Origin of the sequence: Pseudomonas sp. (assembly GCF_035554175.1) — a bacterium.
Taxonomy (GTDB): Bacteria; Pseudomonadota; Gammaproteobacteria; order Pseudomonadales; family Pseudomonadaceae; genus Aquipseudomonas.
Genome location: NZ_DATMIV010000005.1, coordinates 1 through 16,670, shown reverse-complemented (window position 1 = coordinate 16,670; position 16,670 = coordinate 1). Strand labels below are relative to the sequence as shown.

Annotated in this window: 12 protein-coding genes and 1 pseudogene; 11 read left to right on the top strand and 2 right to left on the bottom strand. The window is 59.5% G+C overall.

Features of this window, described 5'->3' with window-relative positions:
- The first annotated feature begins 361 nt into the window (after positions 1 to 361).
- From VNV36_RS02080 to VNV36_RS02040, 9 genes are all read left to right on the top strand, one after another.
- Positions 362 to 1,963 carry an ABC transporter substrate-binding protein gene (locus VNV36_RS02080; protein ID WP_325715763.1) on the top strand — a complete coding sequence of 534 codons (1,602 nt, stop codon included), beginning with the start codon at positions 362 to 364 and terminating at the stop codon, positions 1,961 to 1,963.
- Between the two features lie 260 nt (positions 1,964 to 2,223).
- Entirely contained in the window at positions 2,224 to 3,849 is a 1,626-nt protein-coding gene (locus VNV36_RS02075) for an ABC transporter substrate-binding protein (protein WP_325715760.1), read from the top strand.
- Positions 3,850 to 4,151: 302 nt separating this feature from the next.
- Complete coding sequence (locus VNV36_RS02070) at positions 4,152 to 5,750, top strand: ABC transporter substrate-binding protein (RefSeq protein ID WP_325715758.1); 1,599 nt, start codon at positions 4,152 to 4,154, stop codon at positions 5,748 to 5,750.
- Positions 5,751 to 5,925: 175 nt separating this feature from the next.
- Positions 5,926 to 7,341, top strand: coding sequence for an OprD family porin (locus VNV36_RS02065; RefSeq protein ID WP_130000134.1), 1,416 nt, complete (start codon positions 5,926 to 5,928; stop codon positions 7,339 to 7,341).
- Positions 7,342 to 7,420: 79 nt separating this feature from the next.
- The gene (locus tag VNV36_RS02060) at positions 7,421 to 9,016 is read left to right on the top strand and encodes an ABC transporter substrate-binding protein (protein ID WP_325715754.1); all 1,596 of its coding nucleotides are present in this window, start codon (positions 7,421 to 7,423) and stop codon (positions 9,014 to 9,016) included.
- 73 nt (positions 9,017 to 9,089) lie between these two features.
- The gene (locus tag VNV36_RS02055) at positions 9,090 to 10,100 is read left to right on the top strand and encodes an ABC transporter permease subunit (RefSeq protein ID WP_325715752.1); all 1,011 of its coding nucleotides are present in this window, start codon (positions 9,090 to 9,092) and stop codon (positions 10,098 to 10,100) included.
- Between the two features lie 11 nt (positions 10,101 to 10,111).
- Complete coding sequence (locus tag VNV36_RS02050; RefSeq protein ID WP_016771721.1) at positions 10,112 to 11,038, top strand: ABC transporter permease subunit; 927 nt, start codon at positions 10,112 to 10,114, stop codon at positions 11,036 to 11,038.
- Between the two features lie 10 nt (positions 11,039 to 11,048).
- The gene (locus VNV36_RS02045; RefSeq protein WP_016771722.1) at positions 11,049 to 12,017 is read left to right on the top strand and encodes an ABC transporter ATP-binding protein; all 969 of its coding nucleotides are present in this window, start codon (positions 11,049 to 11,051) and stop codon (positions 12,015 to 12,017) included.
- Positions 12,017 to 12,997 (top strand): peptide ABC transporter ATP-binding protein, encoded by a 981-nt coding sequence (locus tag VNV36_RS02040; RefSeq protein WP_042608794.1) that lies wholly within the window; start codon positions 12,017 to 12,019, stop codon positions 12,995 to 12,997. The genes VNV36_RS02045 and VNV36_RS02040 overlap by 1 nt, the downstream gene beginning before the upstream one ends.
- Positions 12,998 to 13,201: 204 nt before the next feature.
- Here VNV36_RS02040 and VNV36_RS02035 read toward each other — a convergent pair whose 3' ends face one another.
- Positions 13,202 to 13,465, bottom strand: coding sequence for a hypothetical protein (locus VNV36_RS02035; RefSeq protein ID WP_325715748.1), 264 nt, complete (start codon positions 13,463 to 13,465; stop codon positions 13,202 to 13,204).
- A 369-nt stretch (positions 13,466 to 13,834) separates the two neighbouring features.
- Entirely contained in the window at positions 13,835 to 15,418 is a 1,584-nt protein-coding gene (locus VNV36_RS02030) for a peptide chain release factor 3 (protein ID WP_325715747.1), read from the bottom strand.
- 330 nt (positions 15,419 to 15,748) lie between these two features.
- Here VNV36_RS02030 and VNV36_RS02025 point away from each other — a divergent pair, with 330 nt between their 5' ends.
- A complete protein-coding gene (locus VNV36_RS02025; RefSeq protein ID WP_134922816.1) occupies positions 15,749 to 16,465 on the top strand; it encodes an ABC transporter permease in 717 nt (238 codons plus the stop codon).
- A 26-nt stretch (positions 16,466 to 16,491) separates the two neighbouring features.
- Positions 16,492 to 16,670: pseudogene (locus VNV36_RS02020) on the top strand (glycine/betaine ABC transporter substrate-binding protein); the annotation flags it as partial.

Sequence of the window (16,670 nt, the reverse complement as noted above, 5' to 3'; positions counted from 1 at the left end):
CGGGGGTGGGAGCGCAGCGACCGTTTGGCGCAGCCAAACACAGCGAGTGTAGGTGCAGCGAAGCAAACCGGAGCCGCTGCGCCCGGATCGATCCCGCAGCGAAGGAACCCGAGCCTGCGAGGGCCGAACGCAGGAGCAAGCGTTTTTTTGCTTACTTTTTTTAGGCGTTTGTAAAAAAAGTGAGTCGCCGTAAGGGCGAAACCCTAAGCCGCCGTTACCGCAGCAACGGATATGCCCCCAATCAAAAAAAGCTCAGATATACCGAGATAGACACTCCCCCGAGAAAAACGATATTTCCGAAGCCCCCCAAACCCCAGCTACCCTGAAAGGATAACCACCGTCAATTTCCCCCGGGGACTCCATGCCAAGATCTACCCTCAAACCGCTCTTGATCTCCCTGGCCCTGGCCACAACCGCCCCGCTGGCAAACGCCGCCACAACCCTCGTCTACTGCTCTGAAGCCAGCCCCGCCGGCTTCGACCCGAGCCAATACACCAGCGGCACCGACTTCGACGCCTCCGCCGAAACCGTCTTCAACCGCCTCACTCAATTCCAGCGCGGCGGCACCGACATCGAACCCGGGCTGGCGACCAAATGGGACGTCTCCAGCGACGGCCTGCACTACACCTTCCACCTGCGCGAAGGCGTGAAATTCCACACCACTGACTATTTCACCCCGACCCGCGACTTCAACGCCGACGACGTCCTGTTCACCTTTCAGCGCCTGCTCGACCCGGACAACGCCTTCCGCAAGGCCTACCCCGCCGAGTCCCCCTATTTCACCGACATGGGCCTCAACACCACGATCCAATCGGTGGAAAAACTCGACGAGAGCACCGTGCGCCTCAACCTCAACAATGTCGACGCGGCCTTCGTACAAAACCTCGCCATGAGCTTCGCCTCGGTGCAATCAGCCGAATACGCTGCGCAATTGCTGAAGGAAGGCAAAGCCGCCGACCTCAACCAGAAACCGGTCGGCACCGGCCCGTTCGTGTTCAAGCGCTACCAAAAGGATTCACAGATCCGCTACGCAGCGAACAAGGCCTACTGGAAACCCGAAGACGTGAAAATCGACAACCTGATTTTCTCGATCACACCCGATGCCGCCGTGCGCCTGCAGAAGCTCAAGGCCGGCGAATGCCAGGTCAGCGGCTACCCGCGCCCGGCCGATATCGACGTCATGGAAAAAGACCCGAACCTGCGCGTGCTTAAACAGGCCGGATTCAACCTCGGCTTCCTCGCCTACAACACCACCCACGCGCCGCTTGATCAGCTCAAGGTGCGTCAGGCGCTGGACATGGCCATCGACAAACCGGCGATCATCAAGGCGGTTTACCAGGGCGCCGGTCAGCTGGCGCAGAATGCTTTGCCACCCGCGCAATGGTCATATGACCCGAACATCAAAGACGCGCCTTACGACCCGGTAAAAGCCAAAGCGCTACTCAAGGAAGCCGGGGTTGCACCCGGTACAACCATCAATCTGTGGGCGATGACAGTGCAGCGCGCCTCGAACCCGAACGCGCGAATGTCGGCGCAGATGATCCAGCAGGACTGGGACAAGATCGGCATCAAGGCCAACATCGTCAGCTATGAATGGGGCGAGTACATCAAGCGCGCCAAGAATGGTGAACATGACGCCATGATCTACGGCTGGACCGGCGACAACGGCGACCCGGACAACTGGCTGGGCGTGCTTTACAGCTGCGCGGCAGTCAAAGGCAGCAACTATGCGAAATGGTGCGACTCCGCCTACGACAGACTGGTGCAGCAGGCCAAAGTGGCCACGGATAAAGCGCAACGGGTAAAACTGTATCAACAGGCGCAATTGATACTTAAACAGCAGGTGCCGATCACGCCGATCGCCAACTCCACAGTCTTCCAGCCGCTGCGCAAAGAAGTCAGCGACTTTCGCATCAGCCCTTTCGGTCTAACCCCCTTTTATGGCGTAGGTATAAATAAGTAACACCCGGCCCCAAGGCGGCGCGCAGAAGGTGACTGCCGCACTGTTTTGGGGCTCGGTTTGCACCTTGAAAACCACCCGCAAACGGTCAAATGCGTCAGAACTTACATCAATGCGACATTAAGGTACGTTCGTGCCACCGTTTGAGGCCGCCGACCGCTCTGGATCTTGCATTGGGTATGGGCCCTGCATAAGTATCCGCAGGCACGACTCACGAGGTCGTACCTCACAACTAAAAAATGACAACAAATCATGAGGCCAACATGCTTAAACACGCGGTCATTCCGTTTCTAGTCGGCGCAGGCTTGTTAGCCTCCGCACCTTTCGCCACCGCTGCGACTAACCTGGTGTTCTGCTCCGAAGGGAGCCCGGCCGGTTTCGATCCAGGCCAGTACACCACCGGAACCGACTTCGACGCCTCAGCCGAAACCATGTTCAACCGCCTGACCCAGTTCGAGCGCGGCGGCACCGCCGTGATTCCTGGTCTGGCGACCAAGTGGGACATTTCCGACGATGGCCTGACCTACACCTTCCACCTGCGTGAAGGCGTGAAGTTCCACACCACCCCGTATTTCAAGCCGACTCGTGAATTCAACGCCGACGACGTGCTGTTTACTTTCAACCGCATGATCAACAAGGACGACCCGTTCCGTAAGGCCTACCCGACCGAATTCCCGTACTTCACCGACATGGGGATGGACACCAACATCACCCAGATCGATAAAGTCGACGACCATACCGTCAAGTTCACCCTCAAAGAAGTCGACGCTGCGTTCATCCAGAACATGGCCATGAGCTTCGCTTCGGTGCAGTCCGCCGAGTACGCCGCCCAGCTGCTCAAGGAAGGCAAGGCCGCCGACATCAACCAGAAGCCGGTCGGCACTGGCCCCTTCGTGTTCAAGAGCTACCAGAAAGACTCCAACATCCGTTACACCGGCAACAAGGATTACTGGAAGCCTGAAGACGTGAAGATCGACAACCTGATCTTCGCTATCACCACCGATCCGTCGGTGCGTATCCAGAAGCTGAAAAAGAACGAGTGTCAGGTCACCCTGTTCCCGCGTCCGGCCGATCTGAAAGCGCTGAAAGAAGACAAGTCGCTGAAGATGCCGGATCAGGCAGGCTTCAACCTTGGCTACATCGCCTACAACGTGATGGACAAGGTCAAGGGCAGCAACGAGGCCAACCCGCTGGCTGACCTGCGCGTGCGTCAGGCGCTGGACATGGCCGTGAACAAACCGCAGATCATCGACTCGGTTTACCAGGGCGCGGGCCAACTGGCCGTCAACGCCATGCCGCCGACCCAGTGGTCTTACGACACCACTATCAAAGATGCCAAGTACGATCCTGAGAAAGCCAAACAGCTGCTCAAGGAAGCCGGCGTCAAGGAAGGCACCGAAATCGTCCTGTGGGCGATGCCGGTACAGCGTCCGTACAACCCGAACGCCAAACTGATGGCTGAGATGCTCCAGTCCGACTGGTCCAAGATCGGCTTGAAAGTGAAGATCACCAGCTACGAATGGGGCGAGTACATCAAGCGTTCCAAAGGTGGCGAGAACCAGGCCATGATCATTGGCTGGAGCGGTGACAATGGTGACCCGGACAACTGGCTCAACGTATTGTTTGGCTGCGACTCGCTGAGCGGCAACAACTTCTCCAAGTGGTGCGACAAGAAGTTCGACGGCCTGGTGAAAGAAGCCAAACGTACCACCGATCAGGGCAAGCGCACCGAGCTGTACAAACAGGCGCAACACGTCCTCAAAGATGCAGTCCCTATGACACCTATCGCTCACTCGACGGTGTATCAACCCATGCGCGCCAACGTGCAGGATTTCAAGATCAGCCCATTTGGCCTGAATTCCTTCTACGGCGTCAGCGTCAGCAAGTAAGACATTGCAACGGCGGCGTTTCTGACGTCGCCGTTGCTTTATCTACCGGGAAAACAGGAAAAGGACTACACCCAAATCCGCCGCAGATGATTGCATCGGTATAGGCGCGTCGACTTTTCCTACGAGCATCAAGGCAATTACGTATTTACTGCCAGCAGCACGGTGCCTACCGTCGTGTACTGACCAGTGTCTGCGTGGGCCACCGGTTTTGCCGTACGTATTGGATTGAGCTTAATGCGACCGAAACGTCCCGGGATTGGGACCGAGGCGCATTGCACAACACTAAAAAAAGAGGGAGCGTCATGCGCCATACCTTGGTTTTTTCCGCACTGCTGGGCGCCGGCCTGTTGGCCGCCACGTCTGCAAGCTACGCCGCCAGCGACAGCCTGGTGTTTTGCTCTGAAGGCAGCCCGGCGGGTTTCGATACCGCGCAATACACGACGGCCACCGACAACGACGCCGCCGAGCCGCTGTACAACCGTCTGGTCGAGTTCGAAAAAGGCGCGACCAACGTCGTGCCCGGTCTGGCAACGAGCTGGGATATTTCCGAGGATGGCCTGAAATACACCTTTCACCTGCGTGAAGGCGTGAAGTTTCATACAACCCCTTACTTCAAGCCGAGCCGCGATTTCAACGCCGATGACGTGCTGTTCACGTTCAACCGCATGCTCGATGCACAGCACCCGTTCCGTAAGGCGTATCCCACCGAGTTTCCCTACTTCAACGGGATGAGCCTGAACAAGAACATCGCCAGGGTCGAGAAGACCGGGCCGCTGACCGTGGAGTTCACGCTCAACAGCGTCGACGCCGCGTTCATCCAGAACATCGCCATGAGCTTCGCCTCCATTCTGTCCGCCGAATACGCCGACAAGCTGCTGGCCGACGGCAAGCCCAGCGACATCAACCAGAAGCCGATCGGCACCGGGCCGTTCGTGTTCAAGAGTTATCAGAAAGACTCGAATATCCGTTACACCGGCAACCCGCAATACTGGGATCCGAGCCGGGTGAAGCTGAAGAACCTCATATTTGCGATCAACACCGATGCCTCGGTGCGCGTGCAGAAGCTCAAGGCCAACGAGTGCCAGATCACCCTGCACCCGCGCCCTGCCGACGTCGAAGCGCTGAAGACCGATCCGAAGCTGCAATTGATTTCCAAGCCGGGCTTCAACCTCGGCTACATCGCCTACAACGTGCGCCATAAGCCGTTCGATCAACTGGAAGTGCGTCAGGCGCTGGACATGGCGGTGAATAAACAGGGGATTCTCAACGCTGTTTATCAAGGCGCCGGGCAACTGGCCGTCAACGCCATGCCGCCGACCCAGTGGTCTTATGACGACACGATCAAGGACGCCGCCTACAACCCGGAAAAAGCCAAAGAGCTGCTCAAGGCTGCCGGCGTGAAGGAAGGCACCGAGATCACCCTGTGGGCGATGCCGGTGCAACGCCCGTACAACCCGAACGCCAAACTGATGGCCGAAATGCTCCAGTCCGACTGGGGCAAAATCGGTCTGAAAGTGAAGATCGTCAGCTACGAATGGGGCGAGTACATCAAGCGCACCAAGAACGGCGAGCATGACATCAGCCTGATCGGCTGGACTGGCGACAACGGTGACCCGGACAACTGGCTGGGCACCCTGTACAGCTGCGACGCGATCGGCGGCAACAACTACTCCATGTGGTGCGATCCGGCTTACGACAAGCTGATCAAACAGGCCAAGGTCGTCACTGACCGCGACCAGCGCACTGCACTTTATAAACAGGCCCAGCAATTGCTTAAACAGCAAGTGCCGATCACGCCTGTCGCCCACTCGACGGTCAACCAGCCGTTGAGCACCAAAGTCGAAGGGTTCAAGGTCAGCCCGTTCGGCCGCAACGTGTTCTCGGGTGTCAGTATCGATTAAACCCACCGATCAGCCGCAATGCTGAGGGGAACCGTCTACTCCCCTCACGCAAGCGCTTTGCCGAAATTCGCCAACCCGGCCCTTTGCAAACGTTTGCGATGTGTGAACAAGTTCTAAACCAATAACCGGACTACCAAAAAAAGCCGGATAAAAAGAAAGTAAAGGAGCTTCACCCATGAAACTGAGCAGCACCGCGATACTGGCCCTGGCCATCAGCAGCATCACCGCCACGGCTTATGCGGAAACCCAAAGCCAGGCGTTCACCCCGGTAACCGTCAATGAAAAGAGCGCCCAGGCCGAAGCCACCGGCTTCCTCGAAGGGCAATCGATCAGCGGTTCGACCCGTAACTGGTACGCCAACGAACAACTCAAGCGTGGCGGCAAGTTCGCTTACCGCAAGAACGGCCAGTCCACCGAAACCGACCGCCGGATCAACTGGGTGCAAGGCACGATCATCAAGTACAACTCGGGCTTCACCGAAGGTACTGTCGGCTTCAGCACCGAAGTGGCTGCATACAACGCAATCGCCCTTGAGCGCGACCGCGAGAACCTCGCTGCGAACAACGGCGGCGCTCCGGGCACCCGCCCAGGCGCGGGCAACAACCGTACCCTGACCCGTGAAGGCGGTGACGCGGTAGGTCAGTGGAGCAAGCTCGGCCTGGCCAACGTCAAGGCGCGCATCTCCAACACCACTCTGACCGCCGGCCGCATGAACTTCAGCAGCCCGCAAGTCGATGTGATCGGTAACCGTCCGCTGCCATCGAGCTTCGAAGGTATCGCGATCCATAGCGAAGAGCTGAATAACCTGGCGTTCGACGTCGCGACCTTCGACCGCGTTTCGCCACGTACCGAAGAAAGCCTGAGCAAATTCCGCTCCGAATACGGTGACATCAACGCCGAAGCCGATCACGTCAACACCGCCGGTATTTCGTACCAGCCGTTCGCCAGCCTGACCACCAGCCTGTGGGGCACCCAGGCTGAAGACCTGTGGAACCAGTACTACTTCGGCGCCACCCACGTGTTGGGCGACAGCTCGGTGCTGAGCCTGACCACCGGCCTGAACTACTACAAGACCGTCGACGAAGGCAAAAAACTGCTCGGTGACATCGACAACGACACCTACTCGCTGTCGTTCGGCCTGACGCATCAGGCGCACACCGTGACCTTCTCCTATCAGGAAGTGAACGGTAACGAGTACTTCGACTACCTGCACGAAACCAACGGTATCTACCTGGCCAACTCCCTGCTCTCGGACTTCAACGGCCCGAACGAGAAATCCTTCCAGGTTTCCTACGGCATCAACATGGCCGAATACGGCGTGCCGGGCCTGAAATTCAATATCTACCAGGCACGCGGCTGGGGCATCGACGGCACTCACTACAAGGGTGGCGGCTATGATGGCGTGCAGGCGATGGACGGCGAGCACCACTATGAATACGGCGTCGGTGCGACCTACGCAGTACAGAGCGGCCCGCTCAAAGCGACAACGATTCGCGGCACCTACACCGCGCACCGTGCCAGCGAAAACCAGGCTGACGGCAGCATCAACGAGTTCCGTCTCGTAACCACCATCCCGTTCAACATTCTGTAAAAACGCCAACCGGCGGCTGACTCATGATGAGTCGGCCGTTCGGTTTTTTCTGTCTTCAACCGATTGCAGAGGGTTATCGATGAAAATGCTTCCCCTACGTGCGGCCCTCGCGGCTGCGTTGCTGAGCGTCGCTGTCGGCGCCTCGGCCAAACCCTTGGTGGTCTGCACCGAAGCCAGCCCGGAAGGCTTCGATATGGTCCAGTACACAACTGCAGTCACGGCAGATGCTGTGGCCGAAACCATCTTCAACCGGTTGGCCGACTTCAAGCCCGGCACCACCGAGGTGATCCCGGCACTCGCCGAGTCCTGGGACATCAGCGAAGACGGCCTGAGCTACACGTTCCACCTGCGCAAAGGCGTCAAGTTTCACACCACCGAATACTTCAAGCCGACCCGCGACATGAATGCCGACGACGTGGTCTGGAGCTTCCAGCGTCAGCTGGACCCGAATCACCCGTGGCACAAGCTGTCGAGCGTGGGCTTCCCGTACTTTGAAAGCATGGGCTTCAAGGAACTGTTGAAAAGCGTCGAGAAAGTCGACGACAACACGGTCAAATTCACCCTGACCCGTCGCGAAGCGCCATTCCTGGCCGACATCGCCATGGCGTTCTCGTCGATCTACCCGGCCGAATACGCCGACCAGTTGCTCAAGGCCAACAAGACCGGCGATCTGAACAACAAGCCGATCGGCACCGGCCCGTTCATCTTCCAGCGCTACGCCAAGGATGCGCAGGTGCGCTTCAAGGCCAACCCGGACTACTTCCGTGGCAAGCCACCGGCCGACGCGCTGATCCTGGCCATCGCCACCGACAACAACGTGCGCCTGCAAAAGCTCAAGGCCAACGAATGTCAGGTCGCGCTGTATCCGAAACCGGATGACATCCCGAGCATCAAGAAAGACAGCAACCTGAAAGTCGACGAGCTGGACGCGATGACCGTTTCGTACATCGCCATGAACACCCAGCACAAGTACATGAGCGACGTGCGCGTGCGCAAAGCCATCGACATCGCCTTCGACAAGGAAGCCTACGTCAATGCCCTGTTTGGCAAAGGCAATGCGACAGTGGCAGTCAACCCGTACCCGCCGACCCTGCTCGGCTACAACCATGACTTGAAGAACCCGCCACGCGACCTCGATGCAGCACGCAAGCTGCTCAAGGAAGCCGGGGTTCCGGAAGGCACCACGTTCACCCTGTTCACCCGCAACGGCGGCGGTCCGACCAACCCCAACCCGATGCTCGGCGCGCAGATGATGCAGGCTGACCTGGCGAAAGTCGGAATCAAGATCGACATCCGCGTGATGGAATGGGGCGAAATGCTCAAGCGCGCCAAGGCCGGCGAGCACGACATGGTCTCGGCCGGATGGGCGGGCGACAACGGCGACCCGGATAACTTCCTGACGCCTATGCTCAGTTGCGAGGCCGCCAAGAACGGCGAAAACTACGCACGCTGGTGCAATGAGAAATTCCAGGCACTGCTGGATGAAGCACGGGCTAAAGTAGATCCGGCCGAACGCGCCGCGCTCTACGAACAGGCCCAAGTGCTGTTTAATCAGGACCAGCCATGGATCAGCATGGCCCATACTCGGATGTTCACTGCAATGCGCAAAAATGTAGAGGGCTACCACATCAGCCCTCTCACCACGAATAACTTCGCCACCACCCAGGTGAAGTAGATAAGAAACGCCCGGTGCCCCTGATCTCGGGGACACCGGGCACGCCTAACCGGCTGATGAGGTACCACACAAGATGTTTAGTTTTATTGCCCGCCGACTGGGGTTGTTGATCCCCACGTTTTTCGGCATCACCTTGCTGACTTTCGCGTTGATTCGCATGATTCCGGGCGACCCCGTGGAAGTGATGATGGGCGAACGTCGGGTCGACCCCGAAATGCACGCTCAGGCAATGGAACGCCTGGGGCTGAACAAGCCGCTGTATGCCCAGTATCTGGACTACGTCGGCAAACTGGCCCAGGGCGATCTCGGTGAGTCGTTGCGTACCCGTGAAAGCGTGTGGACCGAGTTCACCTCCCTCTTCCCGGCGACCCTGGAACTGTCCATGGCCGCCCTGCTGTTCGCCGGCATCCTCGGGCTTCTGGCCGGGGTGATTGCGGCACTCAAACGAGGATCGCTGTTCGACCACGGCGTGATGGGCATCTCCTTGGCGGGGTATTCGATGCCGATCTTCTGGTGGGGCCTGATCCTGATCATGTTCTTCTCGGTAAGCCTGGGCTGGACCCCGGTGTCCGGGCGCATCGACCTGCTCTACGACATCGAGCCGCGTACCGGTTTCATGCTGATCGACACGCTGCTGGCCGATGACGTCGGCGCGTTCTTCGATGCCCTGCATCACTTGATCCTTCCAGCCATCGTGCTCGGCACGATTCCGCTGGCGGTGATCGCGCGGATGACCCGTTCGTCGATGCTCGAAGTGCTGCGCGAAGACTACATTCGCACCGCCAAGGCCAAGGGCCTGTCGCCGTCGCGCGTGGTGTTCGTCCACGGTTTGCGCAACGCGCTGATCCCGGTGCTGACGGTTGTAGGTCTGCAAGTCGGTACTTTGCTGGCCGGTGCGGTCCTGACCGAAACCATCTTCTCCTGGCCCGGCATCGGTAAATGGCTGATCGAAGCCATCGGCGCCCGGGACTATCCGGTGGTGCAAAACGGCATCCTGTTAATCGCCTGCCTGGTGATCCTGGTCAACTTCGTGGTGGACATCCTCTACGGCTTTGCCAACCCACGCATCCGTCATCAGCGCTGAGGTCAATACCCATGAGCACTCCAACATCCTCAGTAGCCACCGCCACGTCCGCCGTGGATCAAAGCCTGCTGTACCCGTCGCCGTACAAAGAATTCTGGCAAGCGTTCTCGAAGAACAAGGGCGCCGTTGCCGGCCTGCTGTTCATGCTGCTGATCATTTTCTGCGCGATCTTCGCGCCGTGGGTCGCGCCGCACAACCCGAGCGAGCAATACCGTGACTTCCTGCTGACGCCGCCGGCGTGGCTCGAAGGCGGGCAGATGCAGTTTCTGCTCGGCACCGACGAGCTCGGCCGTGACCTGCTCTCGCGTCTGATCCAGGGTTCGCGCCTGTCGCTGCTGATCGGCTTGTCGTCGGTGGTGATGTCGTTGATTCCGGGGATCCTGCTGGGCCTGTTTGCCGGTTTCTTCCCGAAAGTGGTCGGCCCGACCATCATGCGTCTGATGGACATCATGCTGGCCCTGCCGTCGCTGCTGCTGGCCGTGGCGATCGTCGCCATCCTCGGCCCTGGCCTGATCAACACCGTGATCGCGATTGCCGTGGTTTCCCTGCCGTCCTACGTGCGTCTGACCCGTGCCGCCGTCATGGGCGAACTGAACCGCGACTACGTCACCGCCGCGCGTCTGGCCGGTGCCGGTCTGCCGCGCCTGATGTTCATCACCGTGCTGCCCAACTGCATGGCGCCGCTGATCGTGCAGGCGACCCTGAGCTTTTCATCGGCGATTCTCGATGCCGCCGCACTGGGCTTCCTCGGTCTCGGCGTACAACCGCCAACCCCTGAGTGGGGCACCATGCTGGCCTCGGCCCGCGACTATATCGAACGCGCCTGGTGGGTGGTAAGTCTGCCTGGTCTGACCATTTTGCTCAGCGTGCTGGCAATCAACTTGATGGGCGACGGCCTGCGCGATGCGCTGGACCCGAAACTCAAGAACGCCGCCTGAGGAGATTCAAATGTCACTGCTAGAAATCAAGAATCTCAACGTCCGCTTCGGCGACAAGACCGCGACCCCGGTGGTCGACGGCCTCGATCTGAAGGTCGACAAAGGCGAAGTGCTGGCCATCGTTGGCGAGTCGGGTTCGGGCAAATCCGTGACCATGATGGCGCTGATGGGGCTGATCGAGCACCCCGGCATCGTTACCGCCGACTCACTAAGCTTCGACGGCAAGGACATGCTCAAGCTGAGCAATCGTCAGCGTCGGCAAATCGTCGGCAAAGACCTGTCGATGGTTTTTCAAGACCCGATGACCGCGCTGAACCCGAGCTACACCGTCGGTTTCCAGATCGAAGAAGTGCTGCGCCTGCACCTGAAAATGTCCGGCAAGCAAGCGCGCAAGCGTGCCATCGAACTGCTGGAAAAAGTCGAGATCCCGGGTGCGGCCAGTCGTATGGACGCCTACCCGCATCAATTGTCCGGCGGTATGAGCCAGCGCGTTGCGATCGCCATGGCGATTGCCGGCGAGCCGAAACTGTTGATCGCCGACGAACCGACCACGGCCCTCGACGTAACGATTCAGGCGCAGATCATGGATCTGCTGCTGGCGTTGCAGAAAGAACAGAACATGGGCCTGGTGCTGATCACCCACGACCTCGCGGTCGTGGCGGAAACCGCCCAGCGCGTCTGTGTGATGTACGCAGGCCAGGCCGTTGAAGTCGGTCAGGTGCCGCAACTGTTCGACATCCCGGCGCACCCGTACAGCGAAGCGCTGCTCAAGGCGATTCCCGAGCACAGCCTCGGCGCCTCGCGTTTGTCGACTCTGCCGGGCATCGTTCCGGGCCGCTATGACCGTCCGCAGGGTTGCCTGCTGTCGCCGCGCTGCCCGTACGTGCAGGACAACTGCCGCACCCAGCGTCCGGGCCTCGATCCAAAAGCCAACAGCCTCGCCCGCTGCTTCTACCCGCTGAACCAGGAGGTGGCGTAATGGCCGTCGTACTTACCGCCCGCGACCTGACCCGTCACTACGAAGTCTCCCGTGGCCTGTTCAAGGGCCACGCCACCGTGCGCGCGCTCAACGGCGTGTCGTTCGAACTGGAAGCCGGCAAGACCCTCGCGGTTGTAGGCGAGTCGGGCTGCGGCAAATCCACTCTCGCCCGCGCGCTGACGCTGATTGAGGAGCCGTCATCGGGTTCGCTGCAGATCGCCGGCCAGGAAGTCGCCGGCGCCGACAAGGCCGAGCGCAAGCAACTGCGCAAAGACGTGCAGATGGTGTTTCAGAGCCCGTATGCGTCGTTGAACCCACGGCAGAAAATCGGTGATCAACTGGCCGAGCCGTTGCTGATCAACACCAAGCTGTCGGCCACCGAACGTCGCGAGAAAGTCCAGGCGATGATGAAGCAGGTCGGCTTGCGGCCCGAGCATTACCAGCGCTATCCGCACATGTTCTCCGGCGGTCAGCGCCAGCGTATCGCTCTGGCGCGGGCAATGATGCTGCAACCGAAAGTGCTGGTGGCGGACGAACCGACCTCGGCGCTGGACGTGTCGATTCAGGCGCAGGTGCTGAACCTGTTCATGGACCTGCAGCAGGAGTTCAACACCGCCTACGTGTTCATCTCGCACAACCTCGCGGTGGTGCAACACGTGGCCGATGACGTGATGGTGATGTACCTCGGTCGCCCGGTGGAACTGGGTCCGAAAAACGACATCTACGAGCGCCCGCTGCACCCTTACACCCAAGCGCTGTTGTCAGCGACCCCGACCATTCACCCAGACCCGCACAAGCCGAAAATCAAAATCGTCGGCGAACTGCCCAACCCGCTGAACCCGCCACCGGGCTGTGCCTTTCACAAGCGCTGCCCGTACGCGACCGAGCGTTGCAGCACGGAAGAGCCATTGTTGCGTGAACTGGATAACCGGCAGGTGGCTTGCCACTACGCCGAGCAGTTCCTCGATGGCGCGGCGTAAGCAAATCCGGAGGCCGACACAAAACCTGTAGGAGCTGACGAGTGCAACGAGGCTGCGATCTTTTGATATTCAGAATCAAGATCAAGAGATCGCAGCGTTCCGCAGCTCCTACAAGGGATTTTGCGTTGAACCAGAGTTGACCAAACCCCTTCCACCTCGATTGCGCATCAGTCGAGGCCGAAGGGGTTTTCTTTGCCCGGTGATTTACGTTTGGCTATCGCCTTCTTCATCCAGATCATCGGTATCCGGCTCATCCTTGGTCGAGTCGTCGTCATCGGCGCTGCCGCCCTGATTCATGTCCCCAGGCTCCGACTCGGACTTGGCCAGCATCAGCCCGCTGTGCCCGACCTGGCCGTTGAAGGCCTGCGAATCATGACCCTCGCACTCGGCCCAAGCCGTCGCGGTGCCCAGAGACAGCATCACCATCACCTTCAACAACATCAAAATCCGTAGCAATCTGCGTTTCATGGCCGACTCCATCCTGCTGCGCTAAGACATGCTTTGCCGGACTGGCACCGTGTGAAATCTAGTCGCGATACGCCCGGCTCACCACTTAGGACGCGGCAGCTCGGGAATAAATGCCATCGGCGCACAGATTGCTTTCGAATAATTCCAATAACCGAAACAGCTAAATGTGGCGCGTAGCCTGCCAAGTCAGCGCAATGGAGAGCCGCACCAGCAGCGCACTCAACACCTACAACCCGTTGTAAAAGTTGCGGCGGGCTGCGAGCTGTTGACCTTGCTTTTCAGGATCGCAGTCTTCAACCAAAACCGGCAGCCCATAAAAAAGCCCCCAAGGCTTACACCTCAGGGGCTTTCAAAAAAGCACCTCAAACCTTAATGATGCTCCCGCGTCGCACGGAATTTCACATCCGGCCAACGCTCTTCCATCAACGCCAGGTTAACCCGCGTCGGCGCCAGATAGGTCAGATGACCACCGCCGTCCAACGCCAGGTTCTCAACCGCCTTGTTGGAGAATTCCTCAAGCTTCTTCTTGTCGTCGCACTCAATCCAGCGCGCGGAATACACAGTGATCGGCTCATACGAGCACTCAACCTTGTATTCCTCCTTCAAACGGCTGGCGACCACATCGAACTGCAGTACACCAACGGCGCCGAGAATGATGTCGTTGCTGCGCTCGGGGAAGAACACCTGCGTCGCCCCCTCTTCCGCCAACTGCTGCAGGCCCTGACGCAGTTGCTTGGACTTCAGCGGATCACGCAGACGCACGCGACGGAACAGTTCCGGGGCGAAGTGCGGGATACCGGTGAAACCCAGCACTTCGCCTTCGCTGAAGGTGTCGCCGATCTGGATGGTGCCGTGGTTGTGCAGACCGATGATGTCGCCGGCGTACGCTTCTTCGAGCTGTTCACGCTCGGAGGAGAAGAACGTCAGGGCGTCGCCGATGCGCACGTCCTTGCCGGTGCGCACGTGGCGCATCTTCATGCCTTTCTCGTACTTGCCGGAGCAGATACGCATGAAGGCGATGCGGTCGCGGTGTTTCGGGTCCATGTTCGCCTGGATCTTGAAAATGAAGCCCGAGAACTTCTCTTCCACCGGCTCCACGGTGCGCTCGTTGGCCACACGGGCCAGCGGACGCGGTGCCCAATCCACAACGGCATCGAGCACGTGATCGACACCGAAGTTGCCCAACGCGGTACCGAAAAACACCGGGGTCAGTTGACCGTCGAGGAATTCCTGCTGGTTGAATTCGTGGCAGGCGCCCTGCACCAGTTCCAGTTGCTCAATGAAGCGTTCGTACTCATCGCCCAGATGTGCGCGGGCTTCGTCGGAATCGAGTTTCTCGATGATCCTGGTTTCGGTGCGTTCGTGACCGTGACCAGCGGTGTAGACGATGATGTAGTCGTCAGCCAGGTGATACACGCCCTTGAAGTCGCGGTAGCAACCGATCGGCCAGGTGATCGGCGCGGCCTTGATCTTCAGGACCGCTTCGATCTCGTCAAGCAGTTCGATCGGGTCGCGGATGTCGCGGTCGAGTTTGTTGATGAAGCTGACGATCGGCGTGTCACGCAGACGGCAGACGTCCATCAGCGCAATGGTCCGTGGCTCTACACCCTTACCGCCGTCGAGAACCATCAAGGCCGAGTCCACCGCCGTCAGGGTGCGGTAGGTGTCTTCGGAGAAGTCTTCGTGGCCCGGGGTGTCGAGCAGGTTGATCATGTGCTCGCGATACGGGAACTGCATGACCGACGTGGTAATGGAAATACCCCGTTGTTTTTCCATTTCCATCCAGTCGGAGGTGGCATGGCGGTCGGACTTGCGAGATTTCACCGTGCCGGCGACCGCAATCGCCTTGCCCATCAGCAAGAGCTTCTCGGTGATGGTGGTCTTACCGGCATCGGGGTGGGAAATAATGGCGAAAGTGCGGCGTTTCGCGACTTCGGCGGCCTGTTTGGTCATGGGAAATCGCCTGGCAGGTGATTCAAAAAAGGGCGGCGATTATAGCTCAACTTGCGCCAGGAACCGAACCGTTGAGCACAGCCAGGGTGGCCAGATCTTCCCTGGCATGGGAACCTTTTGCCCCGTGGAGGCGTCCACCACCCTGTTACGGCTATTCGTCAGGGTCTGAAAAATCAGCAAGTTAGCCTGACGAGGCTGCGCTCATGGCTCGATTTGGCTGCCGTTTTACCGGCATCGAAGAGCTGCTTCTCGCGAACGTTTTCCCGGCAACCAGTGATGGTTTGCCGCCCGGGAAGACGTGCGCCGACTGAAAGACAAAGGAGTCCGCCTGTGGCTATCCGCTATGGCAAAGGGCTTATCGGGGGGGCGGTCGTCGTCGCTCTCCTGGCCCTGTTGGTCCACTGGATCGGCATCGATACGATCCAACGCTACCACGACGACCTGCTGTTTTACCTGCAAGCGCACCTGATGCTTGTATTGGCCTCCATGCTGGCGGCCCTGATTGTTGGCATACCCGCCGGCATCGCCTTAAGCCGCCCCAGCCTGGTCGGGCGCGCCGAACGCTTCATGCAAGTGTTCAACATCGGTAACACCGTACCGCCCCTGGCCGTACTGGCCATCGCCCTGGGCATCCTGGGCATCGGCAGCGGGCCGGCCATCTTCGCCCTGTTCCTCGCCTCGTTGCTGCCCATCGTGCGCAACACCTATGAAGGCCTGAAAAACGTCCAGGGCTCCCTCAAGGAAGCCGCCGTCGGCATCGGCATGACCCCGCGCCAGGTGCTGTGGAAAGTCGAGTTGCCCAACGCCGTGCCGATCATCATCGGCGGCGTGCGCGTGGCGCTGGCGATCAACGTCGGCACCGCGCCGCTGGCGTTCTTGATCGGCGCCAACAGCCTCGGCAGCCTGATCTTCCCCGGCATTGCCTTGAACAACCAGCCGCAGCTGTTGCTCGGCGCGGCCTGCACCGCCTTGCTGGCGTTGCTGCTCGACGGCCTGGTGACACTGGCCAGCCGCCTCTGGTTGGAACGCGGTCTGCGCCCGTCATAAGCCAGGCTGGATAAAGGAAATCGTTTATGAAGAAGTTGAGCTTGATACTGGGCTGCGTCCTGCTGTTCGCAGGATTCGCCCAAGCCGCTGAAAAGCCCCTGATCCGCCTCGGCGCCCGGGTGTTCACCGAACAGACACTGCTGGCGGAAATCACCGCGCAATACCTGCGCAGCAAGGGCTACGACGCGCAGATCACCGGTGGCCT

Excerpts from the sequence above, each read along its gene's own strand:
- VNV36_RS02060 (WP_325715754.1), top strand. The coding sequence starts at position 7,421 with ATGAAAATGCTTCCCCTACGTGCGGCCCTCGCGGCTGCGTTGCTGAGC.
- VNV36_RS02040 (WP_042608794.1), top strand. The coding sequence starts at position 12,017 with ATGGCCGTCGTACTTACCGCCCGCGACCTGACCCGTCACTACGAAGTC.
- VNV36_RS02045 (WP_016771722.1), top strand. The coding sequence starts at position 11,049 with ATGTCACTGCTAGAAATCAAGAATCTCAACGTCCGCTTCGGCGACAAG.
- VNV36_RS02080 (WP_325715763.1), top strand. The coding sequence starts at position 362 with ATGCCAAGATCTACCCTCAAACCGCTCTTGATCTCCCTGGCCCTGGCC.
- VNV36_RS02030 (WP_325715747.1), bottom strand. The coding sequence starts at position 15,418 with ATGACCAAACAGGCCGCCGAAGTCGCGAAACGCCGCACTTTCGCCATT.
- VNV36_RS02075 (WP_325715760.1), top strand. The coding sequence starts at position 2,224 with ATGCTTAAACACGCGGTCATTCCGTTTCTAGTCGGCGCAGGCTTGTTA.
- VNV36_RS02050 (WP_016771721.1), top strand. The coding sequence starts at position 10,112 with ATGAGCACTCCAACATCCTCAGTAGCCACCGCCACGTCCGCCGTGGAT.
- VNV36_RS02065 (WP_130000134.1), top strand. The coding sequence starts at position 5,926 with ATGAAACTGAGCAGCACCGCGATACTGGCCCTGGCCATCAGCAGCATC.
- VNV36_RS02035 (WP_325715748.1), bottom strand. The coding sequence starts at position 13,465 with ATGAAACGCAGATTGCTACGGATTTTGATGTTGTTGAAGGTGATGGTG.
- VNV36_RS02070 (WP_325715758.1), top strand. The coding sequence starts at position 4,152 with ATGCGCCATACCTTGGTTTTTTCCGCACTGCTGGGCGCCGGCCTGTTG.
- VNV36_RS02055 (WP_325715752.1), top strand. The coding sequence starts at position 9,090 with ATGTTTAGTTTTATTGCCCGCCGACTGGGGTTGTTGATCCCCACGTTT.